21 protein-coding genes are annotated in these 22,086 nt (G+C 69.2%); 12 read left to right on the forward strand and 9 right to left on the reverse strand.

Annotation, left to right across the window (positions count from 1 at the left end):
* The first annotated feature begins 17 nt into the window (after window positions 1-17).
* The gene (deoC, locus tag ACFXHE_RS36380) at window positions 18-677 is read left to right on the forward strand and encodes a deoxyribose-phosphate aldolase (RefSeq protein ID WP_379389201.1); all 660 of its coding nucleotides are present in this window, start codon (window positions 18-20) and stop codon (window positions 675-677) included.
* On the opposite strand, the gene ACFXHE_RS36385 is transcribed toward deoC, so the two are convergent.
* Window positions 674-1,810, reverse strand: a complete 1,137-nt coding sequence (locus ACFXHE_RS36385) for a DUF2993 domain-containing protein (RefSeq protein WP_379389202.1) — start codon at window positions 1,808-1,810, stop codon at window positions 674-676. The two genes, deoC and ACFXHE_RS36385, sit on opposite strands and share 4 nt — an antisense overlap.
* Window positions 1,811-1,922: 112 nt before the next feature.
* Here ACFXHE_RS36385 and ACFXHE_RS36390 point away from each other — a divergent pair, with 112 nt between their 5' ends.
* Window positions 1,923-2,540, forward strand: coding sequence for a hypothetical protein (locus tag ACFXHE_RS36390; RefSeq protein WP_379389203.1), 618 nt, complete (start codon window positions 1,923-1,925; stop codon window positions 2,538-2,540).
* A 73-nt stretch (window positions 2,541-2,613) separates the two neighbouring features.
* Window positions 2,614-4,194: a hypothetical protein gene (locus ACFXHE_RS36395; RefSeq protein ID WP_379389204.1), complete on the forward strand. Its 1,581-nt coding sequence runs from the start codon at window positions 2,614-2,616 to the stop codon at window positions 4,192-4,194.
* Here the strand turns inward: ACFXHE_RS36395 and ACFXHE_RS36400 are convergent.
* The 3 genes from ACFXHE_RS36400 to ACFXHE_RS36410 all read right to left on the reverse strand — a co-directional run bounded on the left by ACFXHE_RS36400 (window position 4,128) and on the right by ACFXHE_RS36410 (window position 5,974).
* Window positions 4,128-4,928: a class I SAM-dependent methyltransferase gene (locus tag ACFXHE_RS36400; RefSeq protein ID WP_379389205.1), complete on the reverse strand. Its 801-nt coding sequence runs from the start codon at window positions 4,926-4,928 to the stop codon at window positions 4,128-4,130. The genes ACFXHE_RS36395 and ACFXHE_RS36400 overlap by 67 nt on opposite strands.
* The gene (locus ACFXHE_RS36405; protein WP_379389206.1) at window positions 4,898-5,413 is read right to left on the reverse strand and encodes a DUF2505 domain-containing protein; all 516 of its coding nucleotides are present in this window, start codon (window positions 5,411-5,413) and stop codon (window positions 4,898-4,900) included. Before ACFXHE_RS36405 ends, ACFXHE_RS36400 begins: the two co-directional genes overlap by 31 nt.
* Before the next feature lie 75 nt (window positions 5,414-5,488).
* Complete coding sequence (locus ACFXHE_RS36410; protein ID WP_379389207.1) at window positions 5,489-5,974, reverse strand: DUF2505 domain-containing protein; 486 nt, start codon at window positions 5,972-5,974, stop codon at window positions 5,489-5,491.
* Between the two features lie 44 nt (window positions 5,975-6,018).
* Between ACFXHE_RS36410 and ACFXHE_RS36415 the strand changes: the two genes are divergently transcribed.
* The 3 genes from ACFXHE_RS36415 to ACFXHE_RS36425 all read left to right on the forward strand — a co-directional run bounded on the left by ACFXHE_RS36415 (window position 6,019) and on the right by ACFXHE_RS36425 (window position 9,745).
* Window positions 6,019-7,110 carry a UDP-N-acetylmuramate dehydrogenase gene (locus ACFXHE_RS36415; RefSeq protein WP_379389266.1) on the forward strand — a complete coding sequence of 364 codons (1,092 nt, stop codon included), beginning with the start codon at window positions 6,019-6,021 and terminating at the stop codon, window positions 7,108-7,110.
* Window positions 7,111-7,207: 97 nt separating this feature from the next.
* A complete protein-coding gene (locus tag ACFXHE_RS36420; RefSeq protein WP_379389267.1) occupies window positions 7,208-8,416 on the forward strand; it encodes an Ig-like domain-containing protein in 1,209 nt (402 codons plus the stop codon).
* A 90-nt stretch (window positions 8,417-8,506) separates the two neighbouring features.
* Window positions 8,507-9,745: a hypothetical protein gene (locus ACFXHE_RS36425; protein WP_379389208.1), complete on the forward strand. Its 1,239-nt coding sequence runs from the start codon at window positions 8,507-8,509 to the stop codon at window positions 9,743-9,745.
* Here the strand turns inward: ACFXHE_RS36425 and ACFXHE_RS36430 are convergent.
* The 5 genes from ACFXHE_RS36430 to ACFXHE_RS36450 all read right to left on the reverse strand — a co-directional run bounded on the left by ACFXHE_RS36430 (window position 9,713) and on the right by ACFXHE_RS36450 (window position 14,878).
* Window positions 9,713-11,284, reverse strand: a complete 1,572-nt coding sequence (locus ACFXHE_RS36430) for a class I adenylate-forming enzyme family protein (protein WP_379389209.1) — start codon at window positions 11,282-11,284, stop codon at window positions 9,713-9,715. The genes ACFXHE_RS36425 and ACFXHE_RS36430 overlap by 33 nt on opposite strands.
* A complete protein-coding gene (locus tag ACFXHE_RS36435) occupies window positions 11,281-12,033 on the reverse strand; it encodes a glycosyltransferase (protein WP_379389210.1) in 753 nt (250 codons plus the stop codon). The genes ACFXHE_RS36430 and ACFXHE_RS36435 overlap by 4 nt, the downstream gene beginning before the upstream one ends.
* A 30-nt stretch (window positions 12,034-12,063) precedes the next feature.
* The gene (locus tag ACFXHE_RS36440; RefSeq protein ID WP_379389211.1) at window positions 12,064-12,963 is read right to left on the reverse strand and encodes a hypothetical protein; all 900 of its coding nucleotides are present in this window, start codon (window positions 12,961-12,963) and stop codon (window positions 12,064-12,066) included.
* Window positions 12,964-12,969: 6 nt separating this feature from the next.
* A complete protein-coding gene (locus ACFXHE_RS36445; protein ID WP_379389212.1) occupies window positions 12,970-14,004 on the reverse strand; it encodes a 3-oxoacyl-ACP synthase III family protein in 1,035 nt (344 codons plus the stop codon).
* Window positions 14,005-14,143: 139 nt separating this feature from the next.
* On the reverse strand, window positions 14,144-14,878 hold the full coding sequence (locus ACFXHE_RS36450; protein ID WP_379389213.1) for an SDR family NAD(P)-dependent oxidoreductase: 735 nt from the start codon (window positions 14,876-14,878) through the stop codon (window positions 14,144-14,146).
* Between the two features lie 59 nt (window positions 14,879-14,937).
* Here ACFXHE_RS36450 and ACFXHE_RS36455 point away from each other — a divergent pair, with 59 nt between their 5' ends.
* The 6 genes from ACFXHE_RS36455 (at window position 14,938) to ACFXHE_RS36480 (ending at window position 22,009) form a co-directional block, all read left to right on the forward strand.
* Window positions 14,938-15,762, forward strand: coding sequence for an alpha/beta fold hydrolase (locus ACFXHE_RS36455; protein WP_379389214.1), 825 nt, complete (start codon window positions 14,938-14,940; stop codon window positions 15,760-15,762).
* 119 nt (window positions 15,763-15,881) lie between these two features.
* On the forward strand, window positions 15,882-17,249 hold the full coding sequence (gene mshA, locus ACFXHE_RS36460) for a D-inositol-3-phosphate glycosyltransferase (protein ID WP_379389215.1): 1,368 nt from the start codon (window positions 15,882-15,884) through the stop codon (window positions 17,247-17,249).
* Entirely contained in the window at window positions 17,246-17,815 is a 570-nt protein-coding gene (locus ACFXHE_RS36465) for a YbjN domain-containing protein (protein WP_379389216.1), read from the forward strand. Before mshA ends, ACFXHE_RS36465 begins: the two co-directional genes overlap by 4 nt.
* A 212-nt stretch (window positions 17,816-18,027) precedes the next feature.
* A complete protein-coding gene (locus tag ACFXHE_RS36470) occupies window positions 18,028-18,951 on the forward strand; it encodes an ROK family protein (protein ID WP_379389217.1) in 924 nt (307 codons plus the stop codon).
* Entirely contained in the window at window positions 18,948-19,685 is a 738-nt protein-coding gene (locus ACFXHE_RS36475; RefSeq protein ID WP_354846955.1) for a phosphoglyceromutase, read from the forward strand. The genes ACFXHE_RS36470 and ACFXHE_RS36475 overlap by 4 nt, the downstream gene beginning before the upstream one ends.
* Before the next feature lie 275 nt (window positions 19,686-19,960).
* On the forward strand, window positions 19,961-22,009 hold the full coding sequence (locus tag ACFXHE_RS36480; protein ID WP_379389218.1) for a CocE/NonD family hydrolase: 2,049 nt from the start codon (window positions 19,961-19,963) through the stop codon (window positions 22,007-22,009).
* Window positions 22,010-22,086 lie beyond the last annotated feature (77 nt).

Genomic DNA, 22,086 nt, shown 5'->3' on the forward strand with positions numbered 1-22,086 from the left:
TGCCAAACTCGGTGCTCATGGCACAGATTTCCCGTCGTGACGTGGCGGCGATGATCGATCACACCCTGCTGTCGCCAGATGCCACACCCGCCGAGGCGGCCGCGCTGGTGGACGAAGCGCGCGAACTGGGCGTGTTCGCGATCTGCGTGTCGCCGTCCATGCTGCCGGTGCGGGCGCCGGGTCTGGTGGTGGCCACGGTCGCGGGTTTCCCTTCCGGCAAACATCATTCGCTGGTGAAGGGGGCCGAGGCGCGGCTGGCGGTGGACCAGGGCGCGGCCGAGGTGGACATGGTCATCGATGTCGGCGCGGCGCGGGCCGGCGATTACAACGCGGTGCTGGCGGACATCGTCACGGTGCGCGAGGCGATCGGGGATCGGGCGCTGCTCAAGGTGATCATCGAATCAGCCGCGCTCACCGACGAAGCCATTGCCGAGGTGTGCCGGACCGCCGAGCGGGCGGGCGCGGATTTCGTGAAGACCTCCACCGGATTCCATCCCGCGGGCGGTGCGAGCGCGCATGCCGTGCGGTTGATGGCGGAGACCGTCGGCGGGCGGCTCGGGGTGAAGGCCAGTGGCGGTATCCGGAGCGCGGCGCAGGCGGCGGAACTGATCGCCGCCGGCGCGACGCGGCTGGGACTGTCGCGGTCTCGTGAAGTGCTGGAAGGGTTTCCGGACTAGCAGTCGATCGGTTGCTGCTGCTGGTTCGGATCCGCCTTCAGCTCGGTGTGCCCGCCCTGCAGCGCGACGTGCAGGCCGTCCTTGGTGACCTCGACCTTGGTGGGCTGCAGGCCCAGCGGGTAGCTCTGCAGGCTCTGCGTCATGAGATCCACGATGCCCGAGACCAGATCGGTGGGCAGGCCGAAGCCGAGCAGTGACGCCTGCAGGGTGTCGACCTCGATCTTGTCGCCGACAATCTTTGGCTTGACCTGCAATTGGGCCAGGCCGCCCAGCACTGCGAAGCTCAGCGTGCCGGAGCCGGGATCGGCGGTGGTGCCGGAGACCAAGCCGCCCAGCGTTTTCGTGATGCCGTCGGTGTTCCAGGTGACGTCGGCGGTGGAGCTGTCGACGGTGGCCTGCTTGCCGCCATCGGACATTTCGAGGTCTTTGAAGGTGGCGTGCACGACCATGCCCTGCGCCGGGCCGAACTTGGAGTCGTCGCTGTTCACCGTCACCGAGCCGACCTTGTGGTCGAACATGGTGAGCAGCAGCGGTTTCCAGCCGAACGACACATCGATCTTGGAGCCCATCTGCGCCTGGAACTGCGAGCTGATGCACTTTTCGACCTTGTTGCGGGCGTAGGCCTCACCGCCCGCCAGGCCGCCCGCCACCAGCAGCGTCGACACCAGGCCCACGATGAGCAGGGTCCGCTTGCGATTTCGTCGCTTGCCGGACGAGCCGCCCTGCCCGCCACCGCCGTTCATCGGGGGCGGCGGCGTGCCGGGCGGCAGCTGCGTGCCGCCGGGCTGCGGAATCGAACCGGAGGCGCCGGTGCCGGCCGGCAGCACCGTGGTCGGTGCGGTACCGGCCGAGTGGCCCGGACCGGCGGTGGCGCCGGGAGCGTAGGCCGCCTCGCCCGGGTGGAGGGCCTGGGTGGGCTGGGCGCCGTGCTGGGCGGTGGGGTCGTTCCACCAGTCGGTGGTGGCGCCCTGGCCGTTGAGCACCTCGGTGGGCGAGTCGTGCTCCGCACCCAGGATTTCGGTGGGCGTGCTGTCCGGCTTGCCGAATTCGACCGCCTGCGCGGCAGGGTTGTCCGGCTGCGCGACGGTGGCGTCGCGCTTGATCGCGTCGTCCGAGGTGGGTTCCGAATTCATGGAGGCGATTCTTCCCGAGCTTTCTGAGTGAGCTCTGTGCATCCTGTGAGGTGTCGGCTCACACGCGTGGATTGTGACATAACGCACATGGGTGCCGCTTATCCTGAATGTCATGGCTGGGAACGCGGCACCGGAGCCCGATCCGGAGTACGGATGGCACGCGTTGCGGGAGCAGGCCGCGCGGCACGCGGGGTATTTCACCACCCGTCAGGTGCTGCGCACCGGATGTGAGGTCCGGATTCGCGACGGGTTGCGGGACGGCAGCATCCTGCGTTCGGGGGTCGGGTTGCTGCGCATGGCCGACTGGCCGGACGGGCCGCTCGACGAGTACGCCATGTGGTCGGCCTGGTTCGACGGGGCCGCGGCGGTCTCGCACCACAGCGCCGCCGAACTGCACGGGCTGGGTCGGTTGCGGCCGCGGTTCGTGCACCTGTCGGCGCGGGTCGGGCGGTTCCCGCTGTCGCCGCGGCTGGTGGTGCTGCGGCGCAGCTTCGCCCGCAAGGATGTGGAGTCGGCGGGGGCCTTCCTGGTGACCACGCCGCTGCGGACCGTGCTGGATCTGGCCGAGGCCGGGATCGGGCAGGCCGCGCTGGACGAGGTGGTGGCCGACGCCGTCGCCATCCACCGCTGCGCCCGCGCCGAAATTCGTTCCGCCAGTACCGCTCTGGATCCGGCCACGGCGGCCCGGCTGCACCGGGCCCTGACCCGCGCCCAGGAGGACCCGCATTAGGGGCCTCCCGGGGTTTTTCGCGGTGGGGTCGTCGAGTTTTGCGGCGGCTCATTTCATGGCAGGGTGACTGTTCATGGGGACGGTCGGTGCTGACGTGTGGGATCTGGTGTTTCCTCCGGGCCCGCCCGAGCGGATCGCGGACATGTTCTCGGCGGCTGCGGTCGCCGACGCGATCCGGCCCTACGACGCCGATCTGGCGCAGTCGGTGGAGACCTGCCGGGACTGGCGGCGCGGCTACCACCGGGTTTTCCGGGGCATGACGGCGCTGGCCATCGGCGCGCCGGAGGTTTCGATCGGCATGGCCGAGGCGGGGCTGGGCGCGGTGCGCCACATGCTGCGGTTCACGGTCGGGCGCACGGTGGCGGCGCTGGACACCGTCGATGTGGACGCCGAGGCCGGCGGGACGGTCCTGGAGACCGCCGAGGTCCCGGGCGCGGCCCCCGCGGCGAAACGCCTCGAGGTGCCGTGGCGCGGGTTGCTGCTGGCAGAGGACGCGCTGCGGTTGCGCCTGGCCGAGTGGCAGACCCGCGGGATTCTGGAAGCCGACTTCGTGGCGGCGATCGAGCGGGTCGTCGACCATCCGGAATGGTTGCGGCTGCCCGGTTTCCGGGTGACCGTGACCGGTGCGGACGCCGAGCTCGGACCGCTGCGGCCGCTGCTGGGGTGGGGCGCGGACGTGCTCGCGGTGGATCGGCCGGGCCGGGTGCGATGGGAGCGGTTGCGGGCCGTCGCGAAGGCCGGGGCGGGTGTCATGCGGTTCCCGGTCGCGGACGGCGAACCCGGCGTGGACATCTCCCGGAGTTTTCCCGCTCTGGCCAGGTGGATCACCGCGCACAGTGATGCCCGGCCGGTGCTCGGATTGTATGCCGGGCTGCCCGGGGCGGCCGGTGTCCGGCTCGCCGCCGCGTCCGACGTGCTCGCCGAAACCCTGCTGCGGCATCATTCCGATGCCGTTCTCGCGCTGCTCGGCTCGCCGACCGACACCTACGCCGTGCCCGCCTCGGTGGTGGCGGCGGCCCGGGATCGCTTGGCGGAGCGCGGTATCCGTGGCAGCGCTCAGGATCTCCTGCATCGCGTGGCCCCGCACTCGCTCTATCGCCTCAACTACACGCGCCCGATCTTCGACTCCGAGGGCGGGGCCTGGGGTCTGTTCGACAATCTGCCCGCCCTGGCCGGACCGGATTACGCCCTGGCCCAACGTCTTCCGCGCTGGCGAGCCGTCCTGGCCCGGGCGGCGGAGCACACCGTGTCCTTCACGGTCGCCCCGCCCGCCTGGACCCGCAGCGTCGCCCGCGAATACCCTTGGCGCACTGCGGCATACCGTGCCGCCTCCCGTTTCGGCATCGAGGTCTTCGACCCCGCCACCGCCCGCACCCTGCTCGCCGCCAAACTGGTGGCGGATCTGTTCGCGGACGACGAATCCCGAAATGCCAACCCGGAGGCCCTCTTCGCCGCCGGCGCGGCCCACGGGGGCCTCTGGCGGCAGCCCTTCGCCCCGCGCTCGTTGCTGGCCCCGGCCGCGATCTCCGGCACGATCCAGGAGCTGCGCCACAAGCTCCCTGATCCGCGTGCGGCCGGCGTGCCCGCTCAGGGCAGGGGTGCGACGGCGGACCAGGGGACGGTGAGCAGATTGTCGCGCAGGCGGCGGCGGTAGGGGCGGAGCGGAAAACCCTGCTCGCACAGGAGGTTCGAGGCGTGCCGCCAGCGGACCCGGGGGCCGTAGGGGGCCAGGGGCGCGGCGACGGCCCAGGCGCGGTCGGCGGCGGTGAGCAGGGTGTGGATGGGTTCGCCGGGGATATTGCGGTGGATGAGGGCCTTGGGGAGGCGTTCGGCGATGTCGGAGGGGGTGCCGACGGTGAAGGGGTCCCAGGCGAGGGTCAGGGAGAGGGGTGCGGTGCGGTCGAGGAGGATCCAGGCGCAGCGGCGGCCCAGTTCGTCGCAGGTGCCGTCGAGGAGGAGGCCGTCCGGAGCCAGACCCGACTGGATGGTCGACCAGGCTTCGGGGACAGCGGATTCCGGGTATTGGCGCAGCACGTTGAAGGCCCGCACCAGGCTCGGGCGCAGGCCCGCGAGTTCGAAACCGCCGCGCGCGAACACCACCCCGTCCCGGCCGGGAACCACGCGCTCCGGATCGATCTCCAGGCCGACCACCCGCAGGTCCGACCGGACGGTCCGCAGGCGGGCCGCCATCTCCAGGGTGGTGACGGGGCTGGCGCCGTAACCGAGATCCACCACGAGCGGATCCACGGCATCGAGCAATCGCCCGGCGACGAGGGAGTCGTGCGCCATCCAGCGATCGCCGCGGCGCAGCCGGTTGATGCCGGTGGTGCCGCGGGTGATCGTGCCGATCGGCTTGGCTACCCGACGGGGTGCTGCTGATCCAGCCAAACCTTCGTCACCTCGGCTTCGGCGCGGAACAGGTCCACCAGGTTGACCAGCATGAGCTGTTCGAGCCTGCGCCCGAAGAACGGAAGGTGGACCTGGGCCCGCGAGGAGGTGCGCAGCGTGCAACCGGTCTCGGTGGGGAACAAACGCATGGTGCCGCCGAGAGTGCCTGGGCTGTTGGGGATTTCGGCGGTGTACTCGCCGGTCACCTCGGGTCCGTAGGGGCCGTAGGTTTCCCGGCGGGTGATCACCATGTCCCTGTGCACCACCATCTGCGCCATCTCGGGCAGGGTGTCGCGGGGTAGCACGTGCCGCAGTTCGATCGTGATGCCATGGTCCCCGGCGTCGAGGCCGACGATGTCGTTCGGGGAATGCTTGCGCAGTTCCTCGATGCGGGCATCCCAGTGCTCGCGGTTCATCATCGCGGCGTACACCTCTTGCGTGGTGTGCAGCGGATACCGCGCGGAGTAGTCGAGTCGGCGTGCCACGATCGGTCAGGTTACTGCCGGGCGACCCCGGTCAGTGCGACCTTGGGGCGGGTCGCCGGCTGTGAACCGGGGTGCTCAATGCGAACTCAGCCACGTGTCGGTGAACTCGGCCTCGCGCTCCAGCAGCTCGGTGAGGTGCTGCTGGATGGCGGCCTCGATCTTCTTGCCGAACAGCGGGATCTTCACGTCGATGGAGCCGTCCACCACGAAAGTGGATCCGGAGCCGTCGTCGGTGACGGTCAGGGTGCCGTTCACGGTGGCGGGCGCGCCGTCCACGCGGGCCTCGACGGTGCCGCCGCTGCCGTGCCAGGTCTCGGTGCGCGGAATGGTCAGGCCGTCGGGCTTGATCGCGGTGATCTGCGCGGGCAGCTCTTCGGCCGGAATCGTCTGCACCATGTCGACGCGCACCTGGTCACCGGTGATGACAAGGTTCTCGATGCGGGCATTGGGGCCGCCGACCGCCTCGATGCGGTCCTTCCAGTACTGCTCGTCGGCGAACGCCGCGCGCACCGCGGCCATGGGATGTGTCGAGTGCGCAGTGAAGGCCAGAGGTGTCGCCATGGTCGGACAGGCTACCGTCTGTGCCTGTGCGTACTTCTCGGGTGGTGTCGTTCGACGACCTGCGGGACCGGCTGACGGCGACCGGTGCGCGGCTGCGTGCCGCGGTCCCGTTGGCGGAGCTGACGACCCTGCGGGTCGGCGGTCCGGCCACGGTCGCCGACTGCGTGACCACCGACGCCCTGGTGGCGACCGTGCGCGAACTGGACGCGGCCGGAATTCCGGTGCTGCTCATCGCCGGTGGCTCCAACCTGCTCATCGGCGATGACGGGTTCGACGGGGTTGTCGTGCGGATCGCGACCGAGGACGTCGAGATCACCGGTGACACGGTGCTCGCCGAGGCGGGCGCGAACTGGGACGCGGTGGTGGCCGCGACCGTGGCGGCCGGTTCGGGCGGTCTCGAATGTCTGTCCGGAATTCCCGGTTCGGCCGGTGCCACACCGGTCCAGAATGTCGGCGCCTACGGTGTCGAGGTGGCGAGTTTGCTGCGCCGGGTGCGGTTGCTGGACCGCGCGACCGGCGAGATTCGCTGGGCCGGGCCGGAGGAGCTCGGATTCGGTTATCGCACTTCGGTTCTCAAGCACAGTGACGCCGCCGTGGTGCTGGCGGTCGAATTCGCCCTGCGTGCTGACGGTTCCAGCGCGCCGCTCGCCTACCGCGAACTGGCCAGCGCGCTCGGTGCGACCGAAGGCGAGTCCCGGCCCGCGGCGGAGGTGCGCGCCGCGGTGCTGCGATTGCGGGCGGGCAAGGGCATGGTGCTGGATCCGGCGGATCACGACACCTGGAGTGCGGGTTCGTTTTTCACCAATCCCGTGATTCCGGATGCGCAGGTGGCCGCGGTGCGCGCGGCGATCGCGTCACATCTGGGGGCGGACGTGGCCGTGCCCACCTATCCCGCGGACGGCGGGGTAAAGTTCTCGGCGGGCTGGCTCATCGAGCGCGCCGGCTTCGCCAAGGGCTTTCCGGGCGACGGGTCTCCAGCGCGGTTGTCGACCAAACACACGCTGGCGCTGACCAATCGGGGCGCGGCTACCGCGACCGATCTGGTGACCCTCGCCCGCACGGTTCGCGAGGGGGTTGCTGAGCGCTTCGGCATTCATCTGGATCCGGAACCTGTGACCGTGGGAGTCAGCCTGTAGCGAGTGGCTTTCGCCACCAATTCAGCGTCCGGAATACACGGTTTGCGGGGGTAGGGTCGAGCAAGTGAGTAATCGAGGACTGTCCCGCCGGGCGGCCATGCGGGCCGCTCTGGTGGCGTCGACGGCAGTGATCGCGGCGGCGTGTTCGTCGTCGAACAAGGGTGGTGGCGGCCCCGCGCAGCCGGCCGCTCCGGTCGCGTCCGTCAAGCTGGAGCCGGGTGGCGGCACCGACAATGTGAACCCGACCACCGCGGTGTCGGCGACGGTCAGCAATGGCCGCATCGATCAGCTGGCGCTGACCAATTCCAATGGCAAGCAGGTAACCGGCACCTTCGATGCCACTCACAGCAAATTCACGGTGAACGAACCGCTCGGCTACGGCGCCACCTACACCTGGTCCGGCACCGCCATCGGCACCGACAACAAGCCGGTGGCCATCGACGGCAAGTTCACCACCATCAGCCCCAAGAACACCGCGCCCGCCACCATCAATATCGGTGACGGCCAGGAGGTCGGCATCGCGGCGCCGATCATGCTCCAGTTCAAGGGGCACGTCGAGAACAAGGCCGCGGTCGAGAAGGCGCTCGTCGTCACCGCCACCCCGGAGACCGAGGGCTCGTGGGCGTGGCTGCAGGACGAAAACGGCGGCTCCCGGGTGCACTGGCGGCCCCGCGAGTACTGGCAGCCGGGCACCACCGTGCACGTCGGCGCCAAGCTGTACGGCCTGGACATGGGCAGCGGGCTGTTCGGCGACTCCGACCTGACCTCCGACTTCCGTATCGGCCGCGCCCAGATCGTGAAGGCCGCCGCCCCCACCCACCGCGTCCAGGTGGTGCGCGACGGGCAGACCGTCTTCGACTTCGCCTGCAGCTACGGCGAAGGCAACCAGGACCGCAATGTCACCCGCTCCGGCATCCACGTGGTGACCGAGAAGTACGAGGACTTCATGATGTCCAACCCGCCGTTCTACACGAACGTGCGGGAACGGTGGGCCGTGCGCATCTCCAACAATGGCGAGTTCATTCACGCCAATCCGGAATCGGTGTCCGCCCAGGGCAATTCGAACGTCACCAACGGCTGCATCAACCTCAACCCGACCGACGCCCAGGCCTACTTCCCGACCGCCCTCTACGGCGACCCGGTCGAGGTCACCGGCACCCGCATCCAGCTCTCCGCGGCGGACGGCGACATCTACGACTGGACCATCGACTGGGAGACCTGGAAGGGCCTCTCGGCGCTACAGGGCGAGCCGAAGAACCAGATCTCGGCCACCCCGCTCCCGCCCCAGCCCGTCGGCGGCCGCTGAAAACCCTTCCGCGACATGCGCGCCCTGAGTCCTTCGGAGCGGTGGTTCTGGATCATCGACCGGATCTCGCCGTCGAATTGCACTGGGCGCGTGCGGGTTCACGGGCGGGTTTCGGCGCGGCGGCTGGAGGAGGCGGCCGCGGCGCTGGTGGCGGAGTATCCGCTGTTGCGGGTAGGGGTGGTGGACGAGGCGGGCCGGGATCCGTGGTTCCGGGAGTTGGCCGAGCCGGGAATTCCGGTGCGGCGCATGGAGTCGCACGATTCCGAGGCGTGGGTGCGGGAAATCGATGCCGCGATGGCTGATCCCTTCGATACCGCGAAGGGGTTGGCGCGCATGGTCGATATCGCGGTCGGGGCGGGGACCGCGGGCGAGTTCCATGACGTCGTGCTCACGATCTCGCACATCATCGTGGACGGCCGGTCGCTGATGGCGTTGCTGCAGAAGCTGATCGGGCACGCGGCGGGGGCGAGTGCCGGGGTGGCAGAGCGTGCGGAGGTTCCGGCCGCGGATGATCTGATTCCCGCTGGGGCGCGGGGGTGGTGGCGGTGGGCGTATACGACGCTGTTCGATCAGGTGGCGGCGCTCGGGCAGCGGCCGCAGCGCGTGGCCGGTGCGCGGGCGGCGCTACCGGAGCGGCGAACCAGGGTCGTGCACCGGGTGCTCGATCGGGAAGCGCTGGCGGCGTTGGTAACCGACTGCCGGCGCGCCGGAGTCACCGTGCACGGGGCACTGGCCGCCGCCGCGGCGTCCGCGGTCGGCGCCTCGAATTCCGGGGGGAGAGGAATCGCCGGGATCGCGTCGCCCGTGGATTTCCGGGAATTGCTCTCCCCGCGTCCGGCCGGCGATGAGCTGGGCATCTATGCGCCGGTGCTGGTCGGATTCGTGCCGTTCGGAGTTTCGCTGTGGACCGCGGCCCGGTCGGTGAAGCGCCAACTCGAGCGCGGGGTGCGGCAGCGGCGGCATCTGGCGACGGTGGCGGGCATGCGATTCGGGACGCCGCGGGCGCTGGAATCCGGCCGGCGTCTGGCGGACCTGGTGGATCGGCGGGCGCCGTGGAATGTGTCGGTCACCAATCTGGGGCGGGTCGAATTGCCGGAAACGGCCGGGGCATGGCGGCTTTCGGGGCTGACGCTGGCCGCGTCGAATTCCTGTGTGAGCGTCCTGACGGTGGCGGTCGCGACCGCGCACGGGGAAATGCGCCTCGGGTTCTGCTACGCGGAACCGGTCCTGTCCGAGCGGCGGGCGGCGGATTTCGCGGACGCGATGCTGACCGCGTTGCGCGAGCGCCCGGATCCCTCAGCCGAGCCGCTGCGCCAGCCGGGCGCGTAGCGCGGCCCGGTCGGGCTTGCTGGTGCGCCCGCCGACCGGGATCTCCGCGACCAGCACGATGTCGTCCGGCAGCGCGGAAACATCGATCAGGGACGGTAATTCGCGGCGTAGCCGGTCCTCGATATCGGAGGCGTCCGGGTCCGGCACCACGGCCAGCACGATGCGCTCATCGCCGATCTCGTCGGGAATGCCGACCATGATGGCCTGCCGCACGCCCTCGACGCCCGCGATGGCCGGTTCGTACAGGCCCGGATAGATATTGGTCTTGCCGCGGATCATCATGTCCTTCTTGCGGCCCATGAGCACCAGGGTGCCGCCCTCGAAGCGGGCGAGGTCGCCGGTGGCGATCTCTTTCAGCGGTGGTTCCCCGAGGTAGCCGCGGCACAGATTGGGGCCGGAGAGGATGAGCTCGCCGTCGTCGGCCAGACGCGCGTCCACGCCCTCGACCGGCGGGCCGAGCGGGTCACCGGATCCCTCGAAGGCCAGCTTGTCCGTGCCGGAGGTGATGGCCACCGGCAGGATCTCGGTCATGCCGTAGACGGCCAGCAATTCGGTGTCCGGGAGGGCGGCGCGGGCGCGGCGCAGTAGCGCGGTGGTGACCGGCGCGCCGCCCAGCGAGATCTCCTCCAGGTGCACCGGCGCGACCAGTCGCCCGGCCTCGATGGCGTCCAGCACCACCGCCAGGTCGGCGGGGGTGAAGAAGGCGTGCGTCGCCGTGTCGAGGGTGCGCGCGAAGCCGATCGGGTCGATGTGGGTGCCGAAGCGCGGGTACCTCGGCATGGACCAGCGCGCGCCCTCCAGCACCGCGGGCAGCCCCATCATCAGCTGTTCGGTGTGCAGGTGCGAACCGGGCATGAGGCTGGTGCAGCCCGCCATGGCCGCCAGGCCCGCGCCCAGCGAACCGCGGGTGTGCACAACGGCTTTCGGGTCGGCGGTGGTGCCGGAGGTGAAGACGATGAGCGCCTCGGCGTCGGGGTCCTCGACGGGCGCGTCGAAGGTCGATGTGGTCGCGGGACCCTGCCAACCGGGCTCGGAACCCACCAGCTGCCGCAGCGGGAGGGCCCCGCGCGGCGAGCCCGGTAGCCACGGCCCGCAGCGGATGTGCCGCACCGGCAGCTGCCCGAAGTCCGGCAGCGACAGGCCGAGCCGGCGGCCGAACCCGCGCAGCGGCCCGCTCAGCAGGTACAGCAGCGATTCCGTCGCGGCCCAGCTCGGCTGCACCAATTCGATGCGGCGCGCGAACAATTCGGGCCCGACGCCCGGGTCCACGAACACGATGGTGCCACCCGCCGCGATGGTCCCGAACACCATGACCACGGCGTCCACGCAGGGCCGGATGGAGAACAGCATGCGGTCGCCGGGCCGGAAGCCCTTGCCGTGCAGGCGTTTCACGACCAGCCGGACGCGGGCGTCGAGTTCGGCGAAGCTGAGCGGCGGTTCGCCGATCATGCCCAGCGCGGGCGCGTCGGGGGTGCGCAGCACCTGCTCGCGGAGCAGCGCGGTGAAATCCTCACCCGCCGAGGGGTATCCAGCCCTCACCGGATGTCCACCAGCTCCGGTTTGTAGCGGTGGTCGGCGTACCAGGCGAGAGTCTTGCGCACACCCCAGGCTCGCACGCGCCGGTTGGAGCCGTACACCCGCACGTCCCGGCGCAGCCCGTAGTCGGTGGTGAGCGTGCGCACGGCGTTCACCAGCGCCCGATCCTCGTGCAGCTCCTCGATGGCGGTGCGCGGGAATCCGCCCGCGGCCTCGTACAGTTCGGCGGTGATGGCCATATTGCAGCCGGGCGTCATGACATACGGGCCCAGGTAGCGCGGATCGCGGTTGCCGGGCCGGAATTTCCCGAACAGGGAGGCCACCTCCAGCGCGACCAGGATGATGGTGCGATCACGCAGCCGCACGCCCTCGTCGGTGCGCGGGATCAGCTGCCCGCTGATCAGCCGCAGCCCCGAGTCGAAGGCGGCCCGGATGCGCGCGGTCCAGTCGGGGGCGGGCAGGCAGTCGGCGTCGGTGCGGGCCAGCCGGGTCGCACCGGCCGCGATGGCGTGCCGCATGCCGGTGTCGGCGGCCGCGCCGGTGCCCTTGCGCAGCTCGGTGATCACCTCGACACGCAGCCCCTGATGGGTGTCCGCGAAATCGCGCACCACCTTGACGGTGGCGTCGGTGGAGTTGTTGTCCACCACCAGCAGCGTGAAGTCGCTGTCCCGCTGCCCGGCCAGGGCGGACAGCGTGCCGGCGATGCCGTGCTCCTCGTTGTAGGCGGGCACTATCACCCACAGTTCGTTCATGGCCCCTCCCGGCGGATTCCTCGCCCCGGCTTACGGTTTCGGCAGGCGGTAGGCGATGGCCGCGGCCGACGGCCCGGCCCCGGCGGCCACGAACAAGGCTACGTCGGCCCGATCGAGCTTGCCGCTGTCGCGGGCCGCCAGATACGCCACCGGGAGTGCCGAGGTGTGCGCGTCGAAGCGCGGGGAGGCGGAGTGCTCGGTGTCGTCGGCGCTGACCGCCTCCGGCGCGATGCCCAGGCGCTCGGCCAGTAGTGCGGGGAATCCGGCGGTGGGCCGCCCGCAGATGAGCACCGTCCGCGCGGGGGGAGCGTCGGCCACGTCGAGCGCCTCGGACGCTGCCGAAACCGCGTGGTGCAGTAGCTCTTCCGCATCGCCGGTGCGGTTCACGGTGATCGAGGACCGGCCGGTCGAGCCCATCTCCGACAGCCGCACGAAGCCCTCCGCGGCGGGCCGCCCGTCGGTGGCGCTGATGTGCAGCGCCCCGAATCCGGCTGTGCCCGGCCGCTTTTCCAGCAGCATGGCCGCGCCCACCGGCTTGATCGGGAAGCCCGGCTGCGGTTCGGGGGATTTCGACGGATGCGCGTCACCGGAGACCAGCAGCACCCGGTGCACGGTCGGGGCCTCCAGCAGCGCCTGGCTGACCTGGATGGCATTGAGCATGCCGCAGGCGCCGTTCATCAGGTCGAAGGACAGGCACGGCACATCGCCGCTGCGATACTCCAGCCCGATGCCGGCCTGCTGTTGAATCAGCGCGGACATGGCGGGTTCCACCATGTTCGAGTCGCGATAGACGCCGGTATTGATCAGCGCGTCGATCTGCTCCGGCGTGGCGCCGGCCTCCGCGATGGCCCGGCGCGCCGCGGCCGCCGCCTGCTCGATGGAGCTGCCGCCGCCGATTTCGGTGGTTACGGAAGAAATGACGATTCCCATGCTGCATCACACCCGAAGGTCGCCGAGCGTCACCGACAGAAACCCGGCCACGACGCCGGAAGCCGCGGGCACCATCAGTACTTTTGCCCCGGACGCTATCCGCTGTTGTTTGAGCGCGTCGTGTAACACCACGAAATGCGAGGTGGATGCGGTGTTGCCATAGCGGTCCAGGACCATGAGCGCGGGCGGCACCGGGGCGTCGAATTCGCGTTCGGCGATCTTCGATACCAATTCCACCGCGGGTGCGCTGAATTGATGATGGATCACGTGGTCGTAGCCCTCCGCCGCGAAACTGCTGTCGTTCTCGCGCAGGAAATCCCGCTGCCGGGTGGTCCAGAGCAGATAACGGGATTCATTGTGCATCGCCCGGTTGTCGGTGTACAGCGCGATGCCGGAACTGCGATCGCTGGGCATGCCCAGGCACAACTGTGCGAAACCGGCGCTGGTATTGAGTTCGATGTAGTCGATGCCCTCGTCGGCGCTGCCCTCGCTGTCCAGAATGACGGCGGCCGCACCGTCGCCGACGGTCAGCGAGGCGAATTGCGGATCGTATTTCTCGGACATCTCACGCACGGCGGTGTCGGAGATGGGCGTGATGTACTCCCCGGAAACCACCAGCCCGCGTTTCACCATGCCCGCACGAATCATGCGATCCAGCACGAGAACTCCGCTCATCATGCCCGCGCAGGCATTGGAGACGTCGAAGTGGATGGCCCCGGTCGCGCCGAGTTCATTGCGGATCATGAGTGCGAAGGACGGCTCCACACAGAATTCGCCGTCGCGAATGCGGGTGATGGAGCAGGAGATGACGATATCCAGATCGGCAGCGTCATAGGATGAATTGTCCAGTGCGGTCCGCGCCGCGGCCAGGGCGACGCTCAGGGAATCCTCGTTCTCGGCGCAGCGGCGGCGGTGCCGCACGCCGCTGATGCGCTCCAGGTCGATGGGGGAGTCGATGGCCAGCTGGGCCAGCAACTCCGCGGTCGATATCTCGGTGTCGGGCAGATAGGACCCGACCGCCTCGATTCGTGATCTCACCATGTTCACTCCAAGCAGCCCTCGGTTGCGGGCGACGCTAGCAGTGCCGGTATTTCGGTTTTGAAAAATCTATGATTCAGATCATGTGAGGTGAACTACATTGCGGCACAACACCATTTGACCTACCCCTGCAGAGGCGACTTCACGAGCGGCGGGCGAAACGTCCCGCCTCGGCCTGATCGCGCGGCTTGACGACAATGGTGTCCAGATTGACGTGCGGCGGGCGCGAGGCCACGAAGCCCACGATCTCCGCGATGTCCTGCGCGACCAGCGGATCGATGCCCTGGTACACACTCGCCGCGCGCTCGGCGTCGCCACCGAAACGCACCAGCGAGAATTCGGTCTCCACCGCGCCCGGCGCGATCTCGGTCAGCCGCACCGGCTGACCCAGCAGCTCGCCCCGCAGCGTCCGGTGCAGCACCGCCTGCGCGTGCTTGGCCGAGGTGTAGCCGGAGCCGTTGTCGTAGGTGGAGAACGCGGCCACCGAGGTGATGGTGACGATCAGGCCGTCACCGGAGGCGATCAGCTTGGGCAGCAACGACTTCGTGAGCCGCAGCGTGCCCAGCACATTGGTCTCCCACATCCAGCGCCAGTCGTCCAGATCCGCCTCGAGCACCGGGGCCAGGCCCTTCGCGCCGCCGGCATTGTTGACCAGCACATCACAGCGCTCGACGGCCTCGGTGAAGGCGCGCACCGACTCCTCGTCGGTCACGTCCAGCGGCAGCGCGGTCCCGCCGATCTCCGCGGCCAGCTGCTCCAGCCGATCGACCCGGCGGGCGCCGACGTACACGTGGTACCCCTGCTTGGCGAGTTCGCGGGCGGTTGCCTCGCCGATACCCGAACTGGCTCCGGTCACCACAGCGGTACGAGTGCTCATGTCCCTGAGCTTAGGCAGGGCGTGTCGCCGGTGCGTCGCGGGTGGTTAGCCTCACTCCTATGGCGATTCGGGAAGTAGCAAGCGCGGACGGCACGACCATCGTTTACCGGGTGACCGGTCCGGAGGGGGCCCGGCCGCTCGTGCTCCTGCACGGCTGGTCCGGAAACCTGCGCTGCTGGGGGCAGGCCGCCGACCTGCTCGCCGAGCAATTCCGGGTGATCGCCGTCGACCTGCGCGGCCACGGCTACTCCGACGCCCCCGAGACCGGATACGACGACCCGAAGAACTGGGCGGCCGATATCGCCGCGGTGCTCGCCGCCGAGGACATCTCCTCCGGCGCGATCCTGCTGGGCTGGTCCTACGGCGGCATCGTGCTGTCCGACTACCTGACCGCGTACGGGACCGGCGCGATCGCGGGCGTCGTCTACACCGGTTCACAGGCCAATATCGGCCGCGGCGTCCAGGGCGCGGAGACCGGTCCGGGCATGAGCAAGGCCATCCCCGACGTCTTCGACGAGAGCGCGGGCAAGGCCATCCGCGGATTCGAAGCCTTCGGCAGTGCCAATACCGGGCCCGGCCGCGACAAGGGCGTGGACGCCCAGCGCCTGTTCGGCGGCAGCATCGCCACTCTGCCCCGGGTGCGCAAGGCCCTGTTCTACCGCACCGTCGACAACACCGAGACCCTGCGCGGCCTGGACGTGCCGGTGCTGGTGCTGCACGGCACCGCCGACCCGGTCGTGCCGATCGAGAACGGCCGCTACATCGCCGGCACCGCGCCGGACGTGCGGACCTCCTACTGGGAGGGCGCGCAGCACGGCCTCTTCATCGAGGATCCCAGCCGGTTCGTGACGGAGATCACCAATTTCGTTGAGGCGCTGGGGTAATCGCGCGTCGCGGGAGTTCGGGGGCGGAGCCCTCGGGCGGTTCACGCGAGTTGTGACCGACCTCACTTGGGAAGGTAACCCGTGCATGGGGTGTTACTACCCCCGTGCACACTGGAGTGGTGAGTCAGCGCCTGGACCTACGGCCCAATCGGATTGCCGTGCTATCGGTGCATACCTCACCACTCGCCCAGCCCGGGACCGGCGACGCGGGCGGCATGAACGTCTACGTGCTGCAGACCGCCATCGAACTGGCCCGTCGCGGCACCGAGGTCGAGATCTTCACCCGGGCCACCTCCTCCAATGACGAACCGGTGGTCGAGGCCGCGCCGGGCGTGCTGGTCCGCACGGTGGCCGCCGGGCCCTTCGAAGGGCTCGACAAGCACGATCTGCCCACCCAGCTGTGCCCCTTCGCCGCCGAGGTGCTGCGCACCGAGGCCCGCAATCTGCCCGGCCACTACGACCTCATCCACTCGCACTACTGGCTCTCCGGCCAGGTCGGCTGGCTGGCCCGCGACCGCTGGCGGGTGCCCATGGTGCACACCGCCCACACCCTGGCCGCGGTCAAGAACGCCTACCTCGCCGAGGGCGACAGCCCCGAGCCCGCGGTCCGTGAGATCGGTGAGAAGCAGATCGTCGCCGAGGCCGACCGGCTGGTCGCCAATACCGCCGACGAGGCCCGGCAGCTGATCGAGCTGTACGGCGCGGACCCCGACCACATCGATGTGGCCCTGCCCGGCGCCGACCTGACCCGCTACCAGCCCGGCGACAAGCTCGCCGCCCGCCGCGAACTCGGCCTGCCCGCGCACGAGCGCATCGTCGCCTTCATCGGGCGCATCCAGCCGCTCAAGGCCCCCGACGTGCTGGTGCGCGCGGCCGCCCAGGTGCTGGCCGAGGAGGCCGCCCTGCCGACCCCGCCGCACCGCCCGCTGCGCGTGGTGATCGTGGGCGGCCCGTCCGGCAGCGGACTGAAGAAGCCCGAGGCCCTGATCGAACTGGCTGCGGCCCTGGGCATTTCGGACCGGGTCACCTTCCTGCCGCCCCAGCCCGCGCACCGGCTGGTGCAGGTCTACCGTGCCGCCGACCTGGTGGCCGTGCCCAGCTACAACGAATCCTTCGGCCTGGTCGCCATCGAGGCGCAGGCCAGCGGGACCCCCGTGCTCGCCGCCGATGTGGGTGGGCTGAGCACCGCCGTCCACGACGGCGTCTCCGGCCTGCTGGTCCCCGGCCACCAGACCGGCGACTGGGCCGCTGCCCTGCATTCGCTGCTCGACGATCCGGGCAAGCTCGAGGACATGGGCCGGGCCGCGGTCGGGCACGCCGCCAACTTCTCCTGGGCGCACACGGCCGAGGCGCTGCTCGACAGCTATGCCGCCGCGCTCGCCCAGGCGCCGGCCGTCCGGCCGCACAGCGGTAACCTGCACACCGACAGCAATCACGCGAGATCGCTGGCGCTGTGGCGGCGTCGGATGGGAGCAGTACGCAGATGAGCGAGGCCGACCGCACCGAAGAGTGGACGCCTCGCCCGCATGCCAGCACCGGCGGCCTGAACGACGAAACCGCCCGTGCCACCGCCCAACTCATCGACGAGACGCTGCGCGAACGTGAGATCGAGTACACCCGCGACGCCCCCGACCTGTTCGTGGTGGTGCTCCCCGGTGAACGCAAGCTCAAGACCGTCATCGGCGTCAGCGTCGGCAAGCACGGCGTCCGCATGGAGTCCTTCGTCTGCCGCAAGCCCGACGAGAACTTCGAGGGCGTCTACAAATTCCTGCTCCGTCGCAACCGCCGCCTCTACGGCGTGGCCTACACCATCGACCGCGTCGGCGACATCTACCTGGTCGGCCGCATGTCCAACGACCGCGTCACCCCCGACGAACTCGACCGCTGGCTCGGCCAGATCCTCGAGGCCGTCGACGCCGACTTCAACACCCTCCTCGAACTCGGCTTCGCCGAATCCATTCGCAAGGAATGGAAATGGCGGGTCGCCCGCGGCGAATCGCTGAAGAACCTCCGCGCCTTCGAACACCTCGTGGATTCTGCGGACAAGCCGTAGCTGTCCCGCCTCCCCGAATCTTCAGCCCGGCTGAGAGCCGTCGGCGTTCGGCGACGCGTGCCGGCGGTTGGGTACCGAACCGATTCTGGGCGTCCCCGACGAGTTACCCCGACCGTTACGAAATCAGTTGCCGCCTTGGCGTACGGAGACGGCAGCGGCGCGCGACAATCGGCCGGGCTATCGGTACGGGAGCGTAAGGAAGGCGGCTGCGGATGACGGCGCTGGCACTGGATATCGGAGCGACGAAATTCGCGGCGGCGCTGGTCGATTCGGCCGGGGCGGTGGGAGAGCCCCGACGGATCGCCGTGCCGGAGTCCGAGGTGTGGGAAGCCTGCCGAGAATTGCTGACCGAGGTCGTCGGGGATGCGCGAGTGAGTGCGGTCGGTATCGGGTCGGCCGGGCCGGTGGATGTGGGTGCCGGAGTTTGCGGGCCGCTCAATATTCCGGAGTGGGCCGAGGGATTTCCGATCGTGGATGCGGTGCGGAAACTGTTTCCGGAGGCCGAGATTCGGTTCGCCATCGACGGTGTGTGCCTGGTGCTGGCCGAGCAGCGGTTCGGGGCTGCGCGCGGGGTGGCGAATGTGCTCGCCATGACCGTTTCCTCGGGAATCGGTGGCGGCATCATCTCCGATAACCGGGTTGTCATGGGACGCACCGGAAATGCCGGGCACGTCGGTCATATTGTGGTGCCCGGTCAGGACGAGCCCTGCGCGTGTGGTGGATTCGGGTGTGTGGAAGCCGTGGCGAGTGGCAAATCCTCGGTGCGCTGGGCGCGGCGGCAGGGGTGGACCGGAACGACCGGGGTGGAGCTCGCGGCCGCGGCCCACGCGGGGGAGCCGATCGCGGTGGCCGCCCTCCAGCGCGCGGGCACCGCGATCGGGACGGCTGTCGCCTCGGCCGCCGCCTTGCTCGATACCGATCTGGTGGTCATCGGGGGCGGCTTCGCGCAATCCGGCGAACCGCTGTGGGGTCCGCTGCGGACCGCCGCCGCGGCGCACGCGCGGCTGAAGTTCCTGCGCGGACTGCGCGTGGTGCCGTCCGAATTGACCGATCAGGCCACCCTGCAGGGTGCCGCGATTCTCGCGTTCGGGGCCGCGACTGCAGGTGAAACCCCGCGTGGGAGGATGACCTCATGACGTACACCCTCGTGTTGCTGCGCCACGGCGAGAGCGAATGGAATGCCCTGAACCTGTTCACCGGTTGGGTGGATGTTCGTCTCACCGACAAGGGTGTCGCGGAAGGCAAGCGTGCCGGTGAATTGCTCGCCGAGCACGGGATTCTGCCGGATATCGTCTACACCTCGCTGCTGCGCCGTGCCATCAGCACCGCCAACAATGCCCTCGACGCCTGCGACCGGCACTGGATTCCGGTGGTCCGCGACTGGCGCCTGAACGAGCGCCACTACGGCGCGCTGCAGGGCAAGAACAAGGCGGAGATCAAGGAGCAGTACGGCAACGACCAGTTCATGCTGTGGCGCCGCAGCTACGACACTCCGCCGCCGCCGATCGAGGTGGACAGCGAGTACAGCCAGGACGGCGACCCGCGCTACGCCGGCATCGAGGTGCCGCGCACCGAGTGCCTCAAGGACGTCGTGGCCCGCATGGTTCCCTACTGGGAGGACACCATCGCGGCCGATGTGCGCTCGGGCAAGACGGTTCTCGTTGCCGCGCACGGTAATTCGCTGCGCGCCCTGGTGAAGCACCTGGAGAACATCTCGGACGAGGAGATTTCCGAGCTGAACATCCCCACCGGTATCCCGCTCAAGTACGAGCTGGACGAGAACCTGCGGCCGATCGGCAAGGGCGAATACCTCGACCCCGAGGCCGCTGCGGCGGGCGCCGCCGCCGTGGCCGGCCAGGGCGGCAAGTAATTCGAAACGAAACTCGCGCTGTGACCGAATTATCCGGTCACAGCGCGTTTTTCATTTCCGGTGAAGTTTTCGCGTCGAAGCCTCGATCGGAATGCCGTATCCACTACTGTGATCCGCGTCTCACTACGTGACCGTAGGGTATTTCCCTGTCTCGCAAAAGAATTTGCCGAAGCGTTGCCAGTTCAAATCGGTGTCTGTAACCGGGGTTTGCAACTTACTTCGCAGTAGATATGCTGCTGGGCGTTCGACCATTTGCGAGAGGTAGATCACGTTCGATGAAGCACGCGCTACGGGCCACGGTCTCGGCCGCCGCGGCCGCTCTGCTCCTGCCTGTTGCCGGCATCACCGCCGATGCCGCCATCCCCACCGGCCCCGACGGCGGTGCCGCGGGCGCCGAATGGACCACCACCGAGGACGGGCAGCAGCAGTACCCCAACGTCTTCATCGACTGGGACGTCCCGATCGCCATGAGTGACGGCACCGTCCTGAAGGCCAATGTCTACCACCCGGCCGACGCCGCGGGTCGGCCCATCGACGCCCCGACGCCGACCGTCGTCAATATGACGCCCTACACCAAGCTGGTGTCGAACGTCGCCGACAGCGCCTTCTCCATCCCCGGCCTGTCCGACGCGCTCCTCGACGTCTTCCGCAACATCCACCTCGACGGCACTCCGCTCACCGGCTTCGGTGAACTGCTGAACGCGGCGGGCAACGGCGAACTCCGCAACTTCTCCGTCGACCGCCAGCTCATCAGGTCCGGGTACACGCAGGTCGTCGTGGACGTGCGCGGCACCGGCTTCTCGCAGGGCGAGTGGGACATGCTGCGCGGCCGCGAACAGCAGGACACCGTCGAGGTCATCGACTGGGCGTCCAAACAGGGCTTCAGCAATGGCCGCATCGGTATGAACGGCCTGTCCTACTCGGCCATCAACCAGGTGCAGGCCGCCGAGAAGCAGCCGCCCGCGCTGAAGGCCATCTTCCCCATCGTGCCCGGCAGCGACCTCATCGACGACGTGCTCGCGCCCGGCGGCGGCTTCGGCTTCAACTTCATTCCGCTGTGGCTTAGCGCCATCAACGGCCTCAAGTGGGTGCCGGACCTGGCCTCGATCGCCAACGGCGCCTTCGACTTCGAATGGCTGCAGGACCGCGTCAACGATCCGTTCGGCTACCTCGACGTGCTCATGTCGGCCTACACCAGCACGGACATGAACAGCATCGACCCGCGCGTCAAGGACATGCTCAACGGCTTCAGCCAGGAACGCCAGGAGTGGCTGGGCGACCCGGCCAAGATCCAGGTGCCGACCTTCGTGACCGGCGGCTGGCACGACCTGTTCACCTACTCGGAATCCAAGATCTACAACCAGATTCCGCTGCCGCCCGGCCAGAAGCAGCTGCTGATGGGCAACACCTACCACGTCACCTCGGGTGCGGATGTCAACCGGGTCGGGGCGCCGCCGCGCCTGGACGTGCTGCAGCGCGCCTGGTTCGACAAGTGGCTCAAGGGCATCGACAACGGCATCGATCAATACGGCCCGGTGACCCTGAAACAGCAGGGTGGCGGCTGGACCACCCAGGGCGGATTCGGGCCCACCGCACCGGTTTCCGAGGCCGCCGACTACCGCCGCATGTACCTCTCGTCGCAGCGCTCCGGCACCGCGAACAGCGTCTACGACGGCTCGCTCACCGCGGACGCCAATGGCGACACCGATCGGCTCACCGTCGCGCCCGGCCTGTCCACCGTCTGCTCCAATGACGCGGCCCAGGCCAGCGCGGGCATCCTGAACCTGGTCGACGCCTGCGCCAAGGACTCCCGCATCGCCGAGACCAACGCGCTCACCTTCACCAGCGCGCCGGTGGCCGAGGCCACCACCGTCTCGGGCCCGATCGCGGTGCACCTCAACACCGTTCAGGACGCCGCCGACGGCTACTGGACCGTCACCGTCAACGACGTCGCCCCCGACGGCCAGTCGACCGTGCTGACCTCCGGCGAGCTCATGGCCTCGCTGCGCCAGGTCGACGAGGCCGACAGCACCCGCTCCGCCAACGGCGACTACACCGACCCGCGCGCCTTCACCTCCCTGGACAAGCGCGAGGAGACCGTCCCCGGCGAGGCCACCACCCTCGACATCGCCCTCGGCGGCACCCAGGCCGTCCTGCAGCCGGGCCACCGCCTGCGCGTCGACGTCTTCGCCGGCAACTTCCCCAAGGGCCTGCCCATCCTGCCGATGCTCATCGACACCGGTCTGAAGCCCGAACACCTCCAGCTCGACCCCGACCGTCCGAGCTTCGTGAACATCCCGGTCCGCGGTAACACCGGCTGGTGAATCCGTCCTTCCGGGATCGAAGCCCCGGGTGTGCACAACGGCGTGCACACCCGGGGTTTTGCTTTTCGCCCGCATCG

The organism is Nocardia sp. NPDC059229, assembly GCF_042754165.1.
Taxonomy (GTDB): Bacteria; Actinomycetota; Actinomycetes; order Mycobacteriales; family Mycobacteriaceae; genus Nocardia.

Coding starts and splice junctions, on each gene's coding strand:
- ACFXHE_RS36445 (WP_379389212.1), bottom strand. CDS start 14,004: ATGGTGAGATCACGAATCGAGGCGGTCGGGTCCTATCTGCCCGACACC.
- ACFXHE_RS36475 (WP_354846955.1), top strand. CDS start 18,948: ATGACGTACACCCTCGTGTTGCTGCGCCACGGCGAGAGCGAATGGAAT.
- ACFXHE_RS36480 (WP_379389218.1), top strand. CDS start 19,961: ATGAAGCACGCGCTACGGGCCACGGTCTCGGCCGCCGCGGCCGCTCTG.
- ACFXHE_RS36450 (WP_379389213.1), bottom strand. CDS start 14,878: ATGAGCACTCGTACCGCTGTGGTGACCGGAGCCAGTTCGGGTATCGGC.
- ACFXHE_RS36420 (WP_379389267.1), top strand. CDS start 7,208: ATGCGGGCCGCTCTGGTGGCGTCGACGGCAGTGATCGCGGCGGCGTGT.
- ACFXHE_RS36440 (WP_379389211.1), bottom strand. CDS start 12,963: ATGGGAATCGTCATTTCTTCCGTAACCACCGAAATCGGCGGCGGCAGC.
- ACFXHE_RS36435 (WP_379389210.1), bottom strand. CDS start 12,033: ATGAACGAACTGTGGGTGATAGTGCCCGCCTACAACGAGGAGCACGGC.
- ACFXHE_RS36465 (WP_379389216.1), top strand. CDS start 17,246: ATGAGCGAGGCCGACCGCACCGAAGAGTGGACGCCTCGCCCGCATGCC.
- deoC (WP_379389201.1), top strand. CDS start 18: ATGGCACAGATTTCCCGTCGTGACGTGGCGGCGATGATCGATCACACC.
- ACFXHE_RS36385 (WP_379389202.1), bottom strand. CDS start 1,810: ATGAATTCGGAACCCACCTCGGACGACGCGATCAAGCGCGACGCCACC.
- ACFXHE_RS36410 (WP_379389207.1), bottom strand. CDS start 5,974: ATGGCGACACCTCTGGCCTTCACTGCGCACTCGACACATCCCATGGCC.
- ACFXHE_RS36470 (WP_379389217.1), top strand. CDS start 18,028: ATGACGGCGCTGGCACTGGATATCGGAGCGACGAAATTCGCGGCGGCG.
- ACFXHE_RS36455 (WP_379389214.1), top strand. CDS start 14,938: ATGGCGATTCGGGAAGTAGCAAGCGCGGACGGCACGACCATCGTTTAC.
- ACFXHE_RS36390 (WP_379389203.1), top strand. CDS start 1,923: ATGGCTGGGAACGCGGCACCGGAGCCCGATCCGGAGTACGGATGGCAC.
- ACFXHE_RS36395 (WP_379389204.1), top strand. CDS start 2,614: ATGGGGACGGTCGGTGCTGACGTGTGGGATCTGGTGTTTCCTCCGGGC.